The organism is Luteimonas granuli (assembly GCF_007795095.1).
In the GTDB taxonomy this organism is placed as follows: Bacteria; Pseudomonadota; Gammaproteobacteria; order Xanthomonadales; family Xanthomonadaceae; genus Luteimonas; species Luteimonas granuli.
In genome coordinates this window covers 511,991-525,992 of sequence record NZ_CP042218.1, presented here as the reverse complement: position 1 = coordinate 525,992, position 14,002 = coordinate 511,991, and the positions used below count along the sequence as shown (strand labels likewise).

At 69.5% G+C, this 14,002-nt stretch carries 12 protein-coding genes; 4 read left to right on the top strand and 8 right to left on the bottom strand.

What is annotated here, in order from left to right; translation table 11 throughout:
• Window positions 1–181: 181 nt before the first annotated feature.
• The 3 genes from FPZ22_RS02400 (at window position 182) to cfa (ending at window position 2,776) form a co-directional block, all read left to right on the top strand.
• Complete coding sequence (locus FPZ22_RS02400) at window positions 182–391, top strand: cold-shock protein (RefSeq protein ID WP_132999490.1); 210 nt, start codon at window positions 182–184, stop codon at window positions 389–391.
• Between the two features lie 317 nt (window positions 392–708).
• Window positions 709–1,572 (top strand): DUF3298 and DUF4163 domain-containing protein, encoded by an 864-nt coding sequence (locus FPZ22_RS02395; protein WP_144889913.1) that lies wholly within the window; start codon window positions 709–711, stop codon window positions 1,570–1,572.
• Window positions 1,573–1,645: 73 nt separating this feature from the next.
• Window positions 1,646–2,776: a cyclopropane fatty acyl phospholipid synthase gene (gene cfa, locus FPZ22_RS02390; RefSeq protein WP_144889912.1), complete on the top strand. Its 1,131-nt coding sequence runs from the start codon at window positions 1,646–1,648 to the stop codon at window positions 2,774–2,776.
• Between the two features lie 60 nt (window positions 2,777–2,836).
• Here the strand turns inward: cfa and FPZ22_RS02385 are convergent, their stop codons facing one another.
• The 7 genes from FPZ22_RS02385 to FPZ22_RS02355 all read right to left on the bottom strand — a co-directional run bounded on the left by FPZ22_RS02385 (window position 2,837) and on the right by FPZ22_RS02355 (window position 10,574).
• Complete coding sequence (locus FPZ22_RS02385) at window positions 2,837–5,056, bottom strand: M3 family metallopeptidase (protein WP_144889911.1); 2,220 nt, start codon at window positions 5,054–5,056, stop codon at window positions 2,837–2,839.
• Between the two features lie 110 nt (window positions 5,057–5,166).
• Window positions 5,167–5,589 (bottom strand): universal stress protein, encoded by a 423-nt coding sequence (locus FPZ22_RS02380; RefSeq protein WP_144889910.1) that lies wholly within the window; start codon window positions 5,587–5,589, stop codon window positions 5,167–5,169.
• A gap of 74 nt (window positions 5,590–5,663) precedes the next feature.
• A complete protein-coding gene (locus FPZ22_RS02375) occupies window positions 5,664–6,473 on the bottom strand; it encodes a ferredoxin--NADP reductase (RefSeq protein WP_144889909.1) in 810 nt (269 codons plus the stop codon).
• Between the two features lie 64 nt (window positions 6,474–6,537).
• A complete protein-coding gene (locus FPZ22_RS02370) occupies window positions 6,538–8,430 on the bottom strand; it encodes an ABC transporter ATP-binding protein (protein ID WP_144889908.1) in 1,893 nt (630 codons plus the stop codon).
• A 62-nt stretch (window positions 8,431–8,492) separates the two neighbouring features.
• A complete protein-coding gene (locus FPZ22_RS02365; RefSeq protein WP_144889907.1) occupies window positions 8,493–9,374 on the bottom strand; it encodes a DUF4097 family beta strand repeat-containing protein in 882 nt (293 codons plus the stop codon).
• Window positions 9,375–9,390: 16 nt separating this feature from the next.
• The gene (locus tag FPZ22_RS02360) at window positions 9,391–9,987 is read right to left on the bottom strand and encodes a hypothetical protein (protein ID WP_144889906.1); all 597 of its coding nucleotides are present in this window, start codon (window positions 9,985–9,987) and stop codon (window positions 9,391–9,393) included.
• Complete coding sequence (locus FPZ22_RS02355; protein ID WP_144889905.1) at window positions 9,984–10,574, bottom strand: RNA polymerase sigma factor; 591 nt, start codon at window positions 10,572–10,574, stop codon at window positions 9,984–9,986. Before FPZ22_RS02355 ends, FPZ22_RS02360 begins: the two co-directional genes overlap by 4 nt.
• A gap of 93 nt (window positions 10,575–10,667) precedes the next feature.
• On the opposite strand from FPZ22_RS02355, the gene FPZ22_RS02350 reads away from it, so the two are divergent.
• Window positions 10,668–12,194 carry a fumarate hydratase gene (locus tag FPZ22_RS02350; protein ID WP_168199014.1) on the top strand — a complete coding sequence of 509 codons (1,527 nt, stop codon included), beginning with the start codon at window positions 10,668–10,670 and terminating at the stop codon, window positions 12,192–12,194.
• A gap of 450 nt (window positions 12,195–12,644) precedes the next feature.
• On the opposite strand, the gene FPZ22_RS02345 is transcribed toward FPZ22_RS02350, so the two are convergent.
• Window positions 12,645–13,910, bottom strand: a complete 1,266-nt coding sequence (locus FPZ22_RS02345; RefSeq protein ID WP_144893860.1) for a phospholipase D-like domain-containing protein — start codon at window positions 13,908–13,910, stop codon at window positions 12,645–12,647.
• Between the last annotated feature and the right edge of the window lie 92 nt (window positions 13,911–14,002).

Below are 14,002 nucleotides of genomic sequence, written 5' to 3'. Positions count from 1 at the left end.
CTGTTCAAAGCGGGATCACGGTACATCGTGGCTCCGGTGCGGTAGATCAAAGGTTTCGAGGCCGGTCACGGCCGGGTCCTGACGATCCGCTCCATCGTTCCTGTGTTACCCCTTGCTTCGCAGTCTCGGATCCGTTCGCGGACCGTGCCAATCCAAAAAAACTGTTCCAAGGAGTAACACCATGTCCGATCGTCAGACCGGCACCGTCAAGTGGTTCAACGACGCCAAGGGCTTCGGCTTCATCACCCCCGAGAGTGGCCAGGACCTGTTCGTGCACTTCCGTTCCATCCAGGGCACCGGCTTCAAGTCGCTGCAGGAAGGCCAGAAGGTTTCGTTCAAGGTCGTGCAGGGCCAGAAGGGCCTGCAGGCCGATGAGGTGCAGGCCATCTAAGGCCCGCGCACTCTGAAGTCCAAGGCCCCGGGCGGCGACGCCCGGGGCCTTTTTCGTGGTTCTTCTCCCGATCGAGGGGACGCTCCGTTCGAGTCCGGGTCGGCCGCCACGGGCGCTCCGGTGAAGTCCGGGCCGCCCGCCACGGACGCAGGGGGGGATGCCCAGCCGGATTCTCCGCGTCCTGCTGCCGGATCCGGCGGCCGGCCGATGGGAGCAGGACGCGGAGAAGAACCTTTTTCGTCTGCGCCCGGCGTCACCGCCGGCATCACGCATGGATCGCTAGTCTGCCGTGATCGTTGACGGGACAGGGGGTCGAGATGGAACTGCATTCGCATCGCATGACGGCGCTGGTCCTGCTGATGGCCGCCGTGGCGCTTGCCGGCTGTCGCCCGGAGGCAGAGGTGGCCGGTGGTGCCCTGGACGCGACCGACGGCGATCCGCCCGCGACCCGCACAGCGCTGGATCCGGCCGCCGCATCCGCGCCGATCACCCTCGAGGACGTGATGGAGTTCGATCCGCGCTACCTCATCGGCATCAGCTACCCGCCGGGAATGGAGCGCTATCCGGGGCTGGCCGCGGAGCTGCGGCGCTACGCCGAGGCCGCGCGGGCCGAGCTCATGGCGGCGGTCGAGGACCTGGGTCCGTCCAGCGAGGACCGTATGCGCGCACCCTACGACCTGGCGCTGTCGTTCGATCTGCTGATGGAGACGCCGGAGATCGTTGCGGTGCAGGCGGGTGGCAGCCTCTACACCGGCGGCGCCCATGGCATTCCGCTGGTGGCCCGGTTCGTCTGGCTGCCGCAGCGCGACGAAATGCTGACGGCCGCATCGCTGTTCCAGGGCAGGGAGGGCTGGCACGAGGTCTCGGCCTTCGTGCGCGAGTCGCTGCACACCTCGCTGTCCCAGCGCCTGGAGGCGGACGCGCTGGCGCCTGCCGACCGCTTCCGCCTGCTCGCCAGCGGCGGGGAAATGATCGACGAAGGCACGGCGCCGGAAGCCGGCAACTTCGCTCAGTTCGAACCCGTGCCCGGCGTGGACGGTCGCCTGCGCGCGCTGCGCTTCGTGTTCCCGCCCTACCAGGTGGGTCCGTACTCGGACGGCGTGCAGACGGTCGAGGTGCCGTCCGCGGTTCTGCTGCCGCATCTGTCCCCCGAGTATCGCGGGCTGTTCGCCGCCGGCTGAGGTTGGAGCGGACCTTGGCCGGCGCCTGCACGCCGGGCTAGCATCGCCCACTGGGCCACCTCGGGAGCGGGCGATGCATCCGATCCGGGAACGTGTCCACGGCCTGCTCGCCTCGGCCGACGTCCGCGTCGACGGCGACCGGTCCTGGGACATGCGGGTTCACGACCGCAGGCTGCCGGCGCGGCTGCTGGCCGGCGGATCACTGGCGCTGGGCGAGTCGTACATGGACGGCTGGTGGGATGCCGTCTCCCTGGACGGCCTGCTGGAACGGCTCCTCGCCTCCGGCCTCGACCGGCGCTCTCCCGGCCTGGCCGACCTGCGCGATGCGGTCGCGGCGCGTCTGCTCAATCTGCAGTTCGGCCGCCGCGCCTTTGCCGTGGGCGAGCGCCACTACGACCTCGGCAACGACCTCTACCAGGCCATGCTCGGCCGTCGCCTGGTCTACAGCTGCGGCTACTGGCGCGACCGCGACGGCAAGTGCGCCGCATCGCTCGATGCCGCGCAGGAGGCCAAGCTCGACCTGGTCTGCCGCAAGCTCGGCCTGCGTCCGGGCATGCATGTGCTCGACATCGGCTGCGGCTGGGGCGAGGCGCTGAAGTTCGCCGCGGAGCGCTACGGGATCAGCGGGGTTGGAGTGACGGTCTCGCGCGAACAGCAGGCGTTTGCCGCCGGCCTGTGCGAGGGCCTGCCGGTGGAGTTCCGCCTGCAGGACTACCGCGACCTGCGCGGCGAGCGCTTCGACCGCATCTTCTCGATCGGGATGTTCGAGCACGTGGGCGTGCGCAACTACCGCGGCTACTTCGAACTGGTGCGTTCGCTGCTGCCGCCCGACGGCCTGTTCCTGCTGCATAGCATCGGCAGCAACGTGTCGCGGCGGCGCACCGATCCCTGGATCGCGCGCTACATCTTCCCGAACTCGATGCTGCCTTCGGCCCGGCAGGTCGCCGAGGCGAGCGAAGGGCTGTTCGTCATCGAGGACTGGCACAACTTCGGTGCCGACTACGACCTGACCCTGCGGGCGTGGCGCGACAACATCGAAGCGGCCTGGGGCAGCCTTCCCGAGCGCTACGACGAACGCTTCCGGCGCATGTGGCGTTACTACCTCGCCGGCTCGATGGCCAGCTTCAGGACGCGGCGGATCCAGCTCTGGCAGCTGCTGCTTTCGCCCGACGGCGTGCCGGGCGGCATCGTCGTGCCCCGCTGACGGAAACGCCTCTCCCCGGATGCGACTTCCCCCGCCGGAGCGGGGGAAGTCGGGTCTGCGTCAGTCCTGCTGGGTGGTTTCGGCCGGCGGGGCACCATCATGGACGGTGCCGTCCAGGCCGCGCTTCACCAGCAACGGACGGATGTCCGGCTCCTTGCCGGAGAAATCCCTGAACAGCTGCAGCGCATCCCTGCTCCCGCCCTGCGAGAGCAGGGTGGCGCGGAAGCGGTCGCCGTTGGCGCGGGTCAGGCCGCCGTTCTCCTCGATCCAGGCCACGGTGTTGGCGTCCAGCACCTCGGACCAGATGTAGGCGTAGTAGCCGGCCGCGTAGCCGCCCATGATGTGGCTGAAATAGGTGGTGCGGTAACGCGGCGGCACTGCGGCGAAGTGCAGGCCCGCGGCATTGAGCGCCGCGGCTTCGGTGGCGAGGACCTCGCCGGCGGCCGGCAGCCGGTCTGCCGGCAACTGGTGCAGGTACTGGTCGAGCATGGCCGCGCCCAGGTACTCGGTGGTGGCGAAGCCCTGGTTGAACTTGGCGGTCGCGACGACCTTGTCCAGCAGTTCCTGAGGCATCGGCTCGCCGGTCTCGTGGTGCCGGGCGTAGTTCGCCAGGATCGAGGGCCAGTCCGCCCACATCTCGTTGACCTGCGAGGGGAACTCCACGAAATCGCGCGGCACGCTGGTGCCGGAGAAGTAGGGGTATTTCACGTTCGAGAACATGCCATGCAGCGCATGGCCGAACTCGTGGAACATCGTGGTGACCTCGTCCCAGGTCAGCAGCGTCGGCTTGCCGGCCTCGGGCTTGGGGATGTTCTGGTGGTTGGCGACGACCGGCTTCGTGTTCTCCAGCTCCGACTGCGAGACGTAGGAGTTCATCCAGGCGCCGCCGCGCTTGGAGTCGCGCGCGTACGGGTCGAAGATGAAGAACGCCAGCTGGCTGCCGTCGGCGTTGGAGACTTCGTAGACCCAGGTGTCGGGATGGTACTTCGGCAGGTCGGTGCGCGGCTTGAAGGTGATGCCATAGAGCTGGGTGGCGGCGAAGAACACGCCGTTTTCCAGCACGTTCTTCATCTCGAGGTAGGGCTTGAGCTGCGACTCGTCGAAGTCGTACTCGGCCTTGCGCACCTTCTCGGTGTAGTACGCCCAGTCCCAGGGCTGGAGCTGGAAGGTCGGCTCGCCCTTGGCCTTCTGCTCGGCGTCGATCATGGCCTGCAGCTTGCCGGCCTCGCGGCGGGCGTTGGCGACGGCGGCCGGGGCCAGCTGGCCGAGCATGCCGTTGACGGCTTCGACGGTGCCGGCGGTTTCGTCGGCCAGCACGTAGGCGGCATAGGTATCGAAGCCGAGCATCTTCGCGCGCTCGGCGCGCAGTTCCAGCACGCGGGCGACCAGGGCGGTGTTGTCCCACTGGTTGCCGCGTGCGCCCCGGACCACGGAAGCCTTGTGGATGCGCTCGCGCAGGGCGCGGTTGGTCAGCTGCGACAGCGGCGGCTGGCCCGTGGTGTTGAGAAGGGTGATGACGTACTTGCCCTCGTGGCCGCGGGCCTTGGCCGCGTTGGCCGCGGTCTGGATCTGTTCCGGGGTCAGGCCCTCGAGTTCGGCGGCGGTGTCGACCACCACCGCGGAGTCGTTGACCTCGGCCAGCACGTTCTGGCTGAAGGTGGTGCCCAGCCGGGCCAGCTCGCCGTTGATCTCCTTCAGGCGCGCCTTCTGCGCGTCGTCGAGCGCCGCACCGGCGCGCACCAGGTCCTTGTAGTACTCCTCAACCAGGCGCAGGGCCTCGGCGTCCAGGCCCAGGGTGGCGCGGGCGTCGTACAGCGTCTTGATGCGTGCGAACAGCTTCGGGTCCAGCGCGATCGCGTCGCGGTGGGCGGCGAACTTCGCCGAATAGTCGGCCTGCAGCTTCTTGCGCGCGTCGTTGGTGTCGGTGCCCACGAGGTTGAAGAACACGCGCATCGCGCGGCTGAGCGTCCGGCCGTTGGTCTCCAGCGCCAGGATCGTGTTCTCGAAGGTCGGCGGCTCCGGGTTGTCGACCACGGCGCGGACCTCGGCCAGCTGCTCGGCCATGCCGGCGTCGAAGGCGGGGGCGAAGTGCTCGTCGCGGATCCGGTCGAAGTGCGGGTACTGCAGCGGCAGCGTGCTCTTCGCCGCGAAGGGATTGCCCTTGAGGGCCTCGGCGCTGGCGGACATGATGGGCTCCGCGTCGGTGGTGGACTGGGCCAGGGCGGGCGACATGGCGCCGGCAAGCGCGATGGCCAGGGCGAGCGACAGCGGGTGCTTCATCTTTGAGATCCTGCGGGGACTGAATTCTCTAGGGTACTCCGCCGCGCACCGGCACGCGCCCGTGACGAAAGGCATGGCCGGGGCTGTTCAGCGGGCATCGCCGGAGCTTTTCAGCGGACGATGGTGACCGGGATGTCGGTCTGGGCGATGACCTTGCTCGACACCGATCCCAGGAGGATGCCCTTGACCGCGCCGCGGCCATGGGAGCCCATCACCAGGATGTCGGCCCTGTTGTCGCGGGCCGCGGCCAGCAGGCTTTCAGCCGGTTCGCCGACCAGGGCCAGCTCGCGCACGTCGGCCTTGCTGCGGGCGAGTGCCTTGCGCGCCGGCGCCAGCATGCGCTCATGGTTCTCGGCGTGGATGCGGTCCATCGACTCCCGGCCGATGCGGCTCACCACGCCGGGGAACGGCGCGGGGTCCACGGCGACCAGGAAGATCCTCGCCGGCTTCGCCAGGCTCTTCGCGAGGAGGTTGGCGTGCCTGGCGGCGCGGACGCTGATCTCGCTGCCGTCGACGGCGACCACGATCTTCATTCGGGACTTCCTCGGCTCGTGCGTGATGGCGGGATTCTACGCGGTGGCGGGCGCCGCGGCACGGTGGCGTGCCGCTACTTCTCGACGAAGGCCCGCTCGAACACGTAGTCGCCGATCACCCCGATGCGCATCGAGGCGGTGAAGCCGCGGCCGTCGAGCAGGGCGCGGAAGTCGGCCAGCATGCCCGGGCTGCCGCAGATCATGGCGCGGTCGTGGGCCGGATCCAGCGCATCCAGGCCAAGGTCGGACATCATCCGGCCGCTGGCCATCAGGTCGGTCAGGCGGCCGCGCTGCGGTCGTCCCCGGTACACGAAGTCCTCGCGGCTCACCGCCGGGTAGTAGACCAGGCGCTCGCCGATGATGTCGCCGAGCAGTTCATGCCGCGGCAGCTCGTTGACGATGTAGTCGCGGTAGCAGAGGTCGGCTTCCTGGCGCACTCCGTGGCATAGCACCACGCGCTCGAAGCGCTCGTAGGTCTCCGGGTCCTTGATCACCGACAGCCAGGGTGCCAGGCCCGTGCCGGTGCCCAGCAGGTAGAGGTTGCGGCCCGGATGCAGGTCGCTGATGAGCAGCGTGCCAGTGGGCTTGCGGCCGATCAGCACTTCATCTCCCGGCCGGATGTGCTGCAGCCGCGAGGTCAGCGGGCCGTCCGGCACCTTGATGCTGAAGAACTCCAGCTGCTCCTCCCAATTGGCGCTGGCGATCGAGTACGCACGCATCAACGGCTTCGTGCTGCCGTCGGGCTGCTTCACGGGCAGGCCGATCATCACGAACTGGCCGTTGTCGAAGCGGAAACCGTCGTCGCGGGACGTGGTGAAGCTGAAGTAGTCGTCCGTCCAGTGACGGACGTCCAGCACCGTTTCGGTGCCAAACGCGGAGGCCATGCGGGTCTTGGTCGGGGAGGAAACCCACCCATTGTAGCGCCCGGAGCGGCCCCGGGCCTCCCGGTCAACGGTATCCGGCAGCCTGCAGCTCGAACAGTTCGGCGTAGCGCCCGCCCGCGGCCATCAGCTCGTCGTGGGTGCCGCTGGCCTCGATCCGGCCCTCGGCCATGACCAGGATCCGGTCGGCCATGCGCACGCTGGAGAAGCGATGGGAGATCAGTATGGTGGTTCGCTGGTCGGACAGCTCCCGGAAGCGCTGGAACACCTCGTATTCGCTGCGCGCATCCAGCGCGGCCGTGGGCTCGTCGAGGATCATCACCTGGGCGTCGCGCATGTAGGCGCGGGCGATGGCGATCTTCTGCCACTGGCCGCCGGAGAGGTCGACGCCGGTCCGGAAGCGGCGCCCGATCACCTGGTCGTAGCCGCCGGGCAGTGCGGCGATGACCTCGTCGGCCATCGCGCGCCGCGCCGCGGCCTCGATCCGCCCGCGGTCGCCCATGGCGTCGACCTGGCCGACGCCGATGTTCTCGGCCGCGGTCATGTGGAAGCGCACGAAATCCTGGAAGATCACGCCGATGTTGGCGCGCAGGTCGTCCAGGTCGTAGTCGCGCAGGTCGCGGCCGTCGAGCAGGATCCGGCCCTCGTCGGGGTCGTACAGCCGCGCCAGCAGCTTGACCAGGGTGGTCTTGCCGGCGCCGTTCTCGCCGACCAGGGCCAGCACTTCGCCCGCGCGCAGCTCGAGGTCCACGTGGCGCAGCGCCCAGCGGCTGGCGTCGGGATAGCGGAAGCCGACGTCCTCGAACACGAAGCCGGTGCGGATCGGGCGCGGGACCATCGCGGCGCCGGGTCTGGAGACGATCTCGGGCTCGATGTCGAAGAACGAGTACAGGTCGTCGAGGAACATGGCCTGCCCGGCGACCTGGGAGAGGCCGACCAGCAGGCCTTCCAGCAGCTGGCGCAGACGCCGGAAGCTGCCGGCGAGGAACGTCAGGTCGCCGATGCTGAAATCGCCGTGCACGGTGCGCCAGGCAATGTAGGCATAGGCCACGTAGTAGCCGAGCGTGCCCAGCGCGGCGAGCAGGGTGCCCCAGAACGCCCGCCGTTTCGCCAGCCGCCGGTTGGCCGCGAGGAAGGCCTGCGACAGCGTGCGGAAGCGCTCCACCAGGAAGCGGTGCAGGCCGAAGATCTTCACTTCCTTGGCGGTGTCGACGCTGGCGCCGGTCTGGCGCAGGTACTCGAGCTGGCGGCGTTCGGCGGTCCACTGGAAGTTGAGCGAATAGTTGAGGGCGTTGAAGTGCGACTCGCCGACGAAGGCCGGGACCAGGGCCACTCCCAGCAGCAGGATCAGCCATGGTGCGTAGACCAGCAGGCCGGCCGCGAAGCTGACGATGGTGACGACGTCCTGGGCCTGGCCGAACAGCTGGCCCATCAGATTCATCCGACCCATGGTCTGGCGCCGGGCGCGGTCCAGCCTGTCCTGCAGTTCGGGGTCCTCGAAGTCCTCCAGGTCCAGCGTGGCCGCATGCTCCATCAGCCGCATGCTGGCGGCGTTGGTGAACATCTCCGAGAGGACCTGGTCGCAGTACGCCACCAGGCGGCCGAGCAGGTCGGACAGGATGGCCAGGCCGAACTCCACGGCCAGCAGCAGCGCGAGAGGGTCGAGCTGGCCGCCGCGCCAGGCTTCGCCGAAGCCGCCGTCGACGGCGCCGGCACCGACCAGCCGGATCGCCTCGTCGATGATCAGCTTGCCGATGTAGAGCATCGCCACCGGCAGCAGTGCGCGCACCAGGCGCAGGGTGAGGGTGGCGAGGGTCAGCGGACGGCTGGTGCGCCAGACCTCGCGCAGGAACGGTGGCAGGTTGCGCAGCGCGTCGATGCGCTCGCGGAACGAGGGGCGGCCCGCGCGCGGATCAGGGGGCTTCGGGCTGTGGGCGGTGGCGCTGGCGACGGTCGACATCGCGCCATCCTGCCTCGGAGGGCGTGAATGGCGCGAGCCCCAGGGCCGTGGCAGCCCCCCGATCAGTCGAGCTGCAGGCGCACGTCGCCGGAGAAGGTCTCGATCGCGATCGCGCCGCCACCGCTGCCGTAGTCGTGCTTCATGCTGGCGCCGGGGCCGTAGCGCTTGCGCACCACCTCGGCGCCGGGGGCGTCGATGTCTCCGCTGAAGGTGGCGGCTTCGACGCGGGCCGAGGCATCCCGCGGCAGCATCACGCGGACGTCGCCGCTGACCGACTCGAAGCTGAAGCGGCCGTCATCCGCGATTCCGGCGCGGACGCTGGCGTCGCCGGACACGGTGCTGCTCTGCAGTCGCGCCAGGCGCTCACCGCGGGTGTCGACCTCGATGTCGCCGGAGACTGTCTCGATGTCGACGCGGCCGGCGATGCGGCCGCGCAGCAGGATGTTGCCGCTGACGCTCTCGGTGGAGATCTCGCGGCTGTTGATGTGGAGCCGCAGGTCGCCGCTGACGCTTTCGGCGCTGGCCTTGCCGGGCGCGCCGACCGCGGTCACGCGCCCGCTGACGCTTCCGAGCTTCAAGGAATCACCGGCCACGCCCTGGACGTCGATGGCGGCTGCGACCGATTCGGCCTCGAGGCTGGCCTGCTGCGGGATCTGGAGCACCAGGGTGGTCGGCTCGCTGTCGCGGCTGTTGCGGGGATAGCGCACGCGCACCGACAGGATCCGGCCGCCATCGCCGATCTCGAGGCGCTCGACGCCTTCGCCGAGGCTGCCGGTGATGTGGACCTCGTTCCGATCCCAGGTGCGGACTTCGATGCTGCCCTTGAGGTTGGACACCTCCACCTTGCCGCGGGCGTCGAGCGGTCGGCGCTCGTCGATCGGGGTGGCGGCCAGTGCAGGGGCGGCGAGGCCGGCGAGTGCAAGGACGATGACATGGCGGAACATGGCGGAACTCCTCGGGTCAGGCCTGGCTCAGGCTCAGGGCCAGGCGGTGGGCATAGATGCGCTGGAGATGGCGGAGCAGGTGCCGGGCGTCGGGATCGCGGGCGAGCGCGGCGCGGACTTCGGTGGCGCTGCGCTCAAGCTCGGCGTCCAGGTCGCCGGGGCCGGCTGTGGCGGCGCCGGTCGTGGTTTCGACTTCGCGCAGGGCGCCCTGGTACTCGCGGGCCAGTGCATCGGCCGCCTGCAGCAGGGGCGCGCCGGCGTCGGCCGCGGCTCCGGTGGTGACGGTGGTGGCGGTGTCGCCGGATACCGGCGGCGCCGCCGTGGTGCGGAACGGCAGCGACTGCCACCCGGCCGCCACCGCGAACACCACGGTCGCCGCGGTCGCATAGGCGGCATTGCGGCGGCGCAGGCGACGGCGCCGGTCGCGACCGGCCCCGGCAGAGACTGCGATCCTCGGCTCCAGCCGCGCGGCGATTCCAGGCCAGAGATCACGCGTCGGGGCGACCTCCTCGCGCAGCCCGCGCAGGCGGGCGGCGAGCGCATCGTGCAGGACATCGCACGGCTGGTCGGGCGCGGCGCGGCGGTCGCATGGAGGTCGGGAGTGCGGGGTCATGGCGTGTCTCCAAGCCGTGCGCGGAGCAGGCCCCGCGCGCGGTGCAGCTGGGATTTGGAACTGCCGACCGCCATTTCCAGCGCGGTGGCGATCTCGTCGTGGGTCCAGCCCTCGACGTCGTGCAGGACCAGCACGGCGCGCGCGCGCGGAGGCAGCGTGGCCACGGCGCGACCGAGGTCCATGGCCATCGCCGTGCGCTGGGCGGAGTCGCCGGAGGCCAAGGCCTCGAGCGCCGCCTCGTCGTCGCCGTCGAGCCCGGGGCGCGCCCGGCGCGCCCGCAGGTCCATCAGGGCCGCGTTGACCGCGAGCCGGTAAAGCCAGGTGCCGAAGGACGCTTCGCCGCGCCATCGCGGCAGCGCCCGCCAGGCCTGCAGGAAGGCCTCCTGCACCAGGTCCTCGGCGCGGGCGCGCTGCCAGCCGGCCAGGCGCAGCACCACCCCGTGGACGCGCGGGGCGTGTCGCCGGTAGAGGGCTTCGAACGCCGCGGTGTCGCCACCCGCCGCGGCCCGGGCCAGGGCATCGTCGCCGTCCACGGCATCGTGGGCGGCCTGGGCCGGCGGGCTGTCGGTCATGGCAGCGTCGAGCATACCGGGTCGGATGCAGCGTCGCGGCGAAGGGTTCAAGCCGGGCACGGCGGGCAGCTTAGAATGTCCGCCGTGCCCGCAAGACCAGAGCCCGCCGTGACCGAGATCCGCCAGGAAGACTTCATCCAGAGCGTCGCCGACGCCCTCCAGTACATCAGCTACTACCACCCGGTGGATTACATCCGGAACCTGGCGGCGGCGTACGAGCGCGAGGAATCCCCTGCGGCGAAGGATGCGATGGCACAGATCCTGATCAACTCGCGCATGTGCGCCGAGGGCCATCGCCCGATCTGCCAGGACACCGGCATCGTCACCGTGTTCCTGGAAGTCGGCATGGACGTGACCTGGCCCGACGCCACCATGGGGCTGGAGGACATGGTCAACGAGGGCGTGCGTCGCGCCTACAGCCTGCCGGAGAACAAACTGCGCGCCAGCGTATTGGCCGACCCTGCCGGCGCGCGCCGCAACACCGGCGACAACACCCCGGCCATCGTCAACTTCAAGGTCGTTCCGGGCGGCAAGGTCGAGGTGATCGTGGCCGCCAAGGGCGGCGGCTCGGAGGCGAAGTCGAAGTTCGCCATGCTCAACCCCTCCGACTCGATCGTCGACTGGGTGTTGAAGACCGTGCCGACCATGGGCGCCGGCTGGTGTCCGCCGGGCATGCTCGGCATCGGCATCGGTGGCACCGCCGAGAAGGCGATGCTGCTGGCCAAGGAAGCGCTGATGGAGCCGATCGACATCGTCGACCTCAAGGCCCGCGGCCCCTCGAACCGTCTGGAGGAACTGCGGCTGGAGATCTTCGACGGCGTCAACGCGCTGGGGATAGGCGCCCAGGGCCTGGGCGGCCTGACCACCGTGCTCGACATCAAGATCAAGGACTATCCGACCCACGCGGCGAACCTGCCGGTGGCGATGATCCCCAACTGCGCCGCCACCCGCCACGCACACTTCACCCTCGACGGCAGCGGCCCGGTGATGCTGGACCCGCCGTCGCTGGAGGACTGGCCGCGGATCACGTACGACGCCTCCAAGGGCCGCCGCGTCGACCTCGACACCGTGACCCGCGAGGACGTGGCGTCCTGGAAGCCGGGCGAGACCCTGCTCCTCAACGGCCGCCTGCTGACCGGGCGCGACGCCGCGCACAAGCGCATGGTGGACATGTTGAACCGGGGCGAGACGCTGCCGGTCGACCTGGCCGGCCGCTTCATCTACTACGTCGGCCCGGTCGATCCCGTGGCAGGCGAAGTCGTCGGCCCCGCCGGCCCCACCACCGCCACGCGCATGGACAAGTTCACCGACCAGATCCTGTCGCAGACCGGACTCCTGGGCATGGTGGGCAAGGCCGAGCGCGGCCCGGCGGCGATCGACGCGATCCGCAGGCACGGCTCCGCCTATCTGATGGCTGTGGGCGGCTCGGCCTACCTGGTGTCGAAGGCGATCAAGGCCGCGAAGGTGGTCGCCTTCGGGGACCTGGGCATGGAGGCGATCTACGAGTTCACCGTGCAGGACATGCCGGTGACCGTGGCCGTCGACGCCACCGGCGAATCCGTCCACGAGACCGGCCCGCGCGAATGGCAGTCGCGTATCGGCAAGATCCCCCTGAAGGTGGTCGAGACGGTTTGATGCTGCGGGGCGGCCGGTTTTTTCGGTCGCCGCGTTGCGTTGTCGCGGTGTCGCGGGGCGGAGGGTGCGCGGGGTATTGCGCAAACAGGTCGGCTGCGCCGCCCTTGAATGTTTGCTCCATACCCCACGCACCCTCCGCTCCCGTTTTCGCGGCAAGCTTCAGTCGCGGCTGTAGCCGCTCCCACAAAGTGTCGTTCGAATCGCGGCTGTAGCCGCTCCCGCAAGTAGCCGCCTCCCGGAAAGCCCGGGGGAAGTGGTGGCCGGGCTGATGCTGTTGTGGGAGTGGCTGCAGCCGCGAGTCCTTGCCCCCGATCCGCGAAGGAGGTGGCACGGCGGGATGGTCGGGTGCGCAGCAAACATTCAGGGGCGGCGCAGCGGACCTGTTTGCGGAGCACCCGAACAGCCCGCCGCTCGCCGAAGCAGCCCGGAGCGCCCGGCCGGACGACAAACCTACAGCTGCGACCTGATCGGCCGCACGAACTTCTCGGCGAGCTTCTCCCGCAGCGGCCGCCGTTCCCACATCGCGTACGAATACTGCTTCGCGTGTTCCAGGTCGTCCTCGAACACGGCGGTCATCGCCTGGGCGAAGCCGTGGTGGTAGACGTTGAGGCTGGCCTCGTCGTTCAGCCGGAACGAACGGATGTCGAAGTTGGTCGAGCCCATCGACACCAGCTCCCGGTCCACGATCAGCAGCTTCACGTGCAGCATCGTCGGGACGTACTCGTGGATCTCGATCCCCGCCTGCAGCAGCTCGCCCCAGCCCGATTTCGACGACAGCCGCACCGTCTCCGAATCGATGTGCTCGCCGGGCAGCAGCACCCGCACCCGCACCCCGCGCCTGCGTGCGGCCAGCAGCGCCTTGACGATCAGCTCGTCGGGCACGAAGTACGACGCCGCCAGGTCGATCGAATGCTCGGCCGCCGCGATCGACGTCAGGTACATCAGGTGCATGCTTTCGCTGCCGCCCGCCGGCGAGGCGATGAACAGGTGGGCCGGCATCTCCCCGGCCGGCTCCAGCGGCGGGAAGTAGGCCGGGCCGTTGAGCAGGGTGCCGGTGGTCTTGATCCAGTTGTCATTGAAAGCCGCCTGTATCTGCGCCACGGCGGGCCCCTCGATCCTGAAGTGCGCCTCGCGCCAGTGGTCGGGGTCCTGGGCATGGCCGGTCCACTGGTCGGCGATGCCGACGCCGCCGGTGAAGCCCACGCGGCCGTCCACCACCAGCAGCTTGCGGTGGGTGCGGTTGTTCATGCGCCCGAGGTTGTACCAGTGCAGCGGGCGGTAGTGCTCCAGGAGCACCCCGGCATCCTCCATCTGCCGCAGCATCGATTCGTCCATCTTGATGCTGCCGACCCAGTCCACCAGCAGGTGCACCGCGACCCCGTTGCGCGCGCGCTCCGAAAGCGCATCGGCGAACTTCCGGCCGATCTCGCCGGACCAGTAGATGTAGGTCTCGAAGGTGATCGTCCCGCGCGCCGCCTCGATCGCGTCGAGCATCGCGGGAAAGATCTCGTCGCCGTTCTGGTAGGCGGTGACCTGGTTGCCGGGCAGGATCGCGGGGCCGAGCAGGACCGACATCTCGCGCTGGAACTGGGGATCGGCGATGGCATGCCGATGTTCGATCCTTCGTTCGATCTTCTTCTCTGGCGTGATGAAGTTCATCGCCAGCACGACGGCGAGCACCGTGACAGCAGCTGTCAGGGCGATGGTCCAGGCCATGCGCTTGCGGCTCCAGGATCTGCGGCTCATCGACATCGCACGGGCGCGCCGGAAGGCGCACTCTGCGACGCGCCCGCTCAGTGGAACGTGAA

Bases quoted from the DNA above. Each gene is read 5' to 3' on its own strand.
- FPZ22_RS02400 (WP_132999490.1), top strand. From the start codon at position 182: ATGTCCGATCGTCAGACCGGCACCGTCAAGTGGTTCAACGACGCCAAG.
- FPZ22_RS02395 (WP_144889913.1), top strand. From the start codon at position 709: ATGGAACTGCATTCGCATCGCATGACGGCGCTGGTCCTGCTGATGGCC.
- cfa (WP_144889912.1), top strand. From the start codon at position 1,646: ATGCATCCGATCCGGGAACGTGTCCACGGCCTGCTCGCCTCGGCCGAC.
- FPZ22_RS02385 (WP_144889911.1), bottom strand. From the start codon at position 5,056: ATGAAGCACCCGCTGTCGCTCGCCCTGGCCATCGCGCTTGCCGGCGCC.
- FPZ22_RS02380 (WP_144889910.1), bottom strand. From the start codon at position 5,589: ATGAAGATCGTGGTCGCCGTCGACGGCAGCGAGATCAGCGTCCGCGCC.
- FPZ22_RS02375 (WP_144889909.1), bottom strand. From the start codon at position 6,473: ATGGCCTCCGCGTTTGGCACCGAAACGGTGCTGGACGTCCGTCACTGG.
- FPZ22_RS02370 (WP_144889908.1), bottom strand. From the start codon at position 8,430: ATGTCGACCGTCGCCAGCGCCACCGCCCACAGCCCGAAGCCCCCTGAT.
- FPZ22_RS02365 (WP_144889907.1), bottom strand. From the start codon at position 9,374: ATGTTCCGCCATGTCATCGTCCTTGCACTCGCCGGCCTCGCCGCCCCT.
- FPZ22_RS02360 (WP_144889906.1), bottom strand. From the start codon at position 9,987: ATGACCCCGCACTCCCGACCTCCATGCGACCGCCGCGCCGCGCCCGAC.
- FPZ22_RS02355 (WP_144889905.1), bottom strand. From the start codon at position 10,574: ATGCTCGACGCTGCCATGACCGACAGCCCGCCGGCCCAGGCCGCCCAC.
- FPZ22_RS02345 (WP_144893860.1), bottom strand. From the start codon at position 13,910: ATGGCCTGGACCATCGCCCTGACAGCTGCTGTCACGGTGCTCGCCGTC.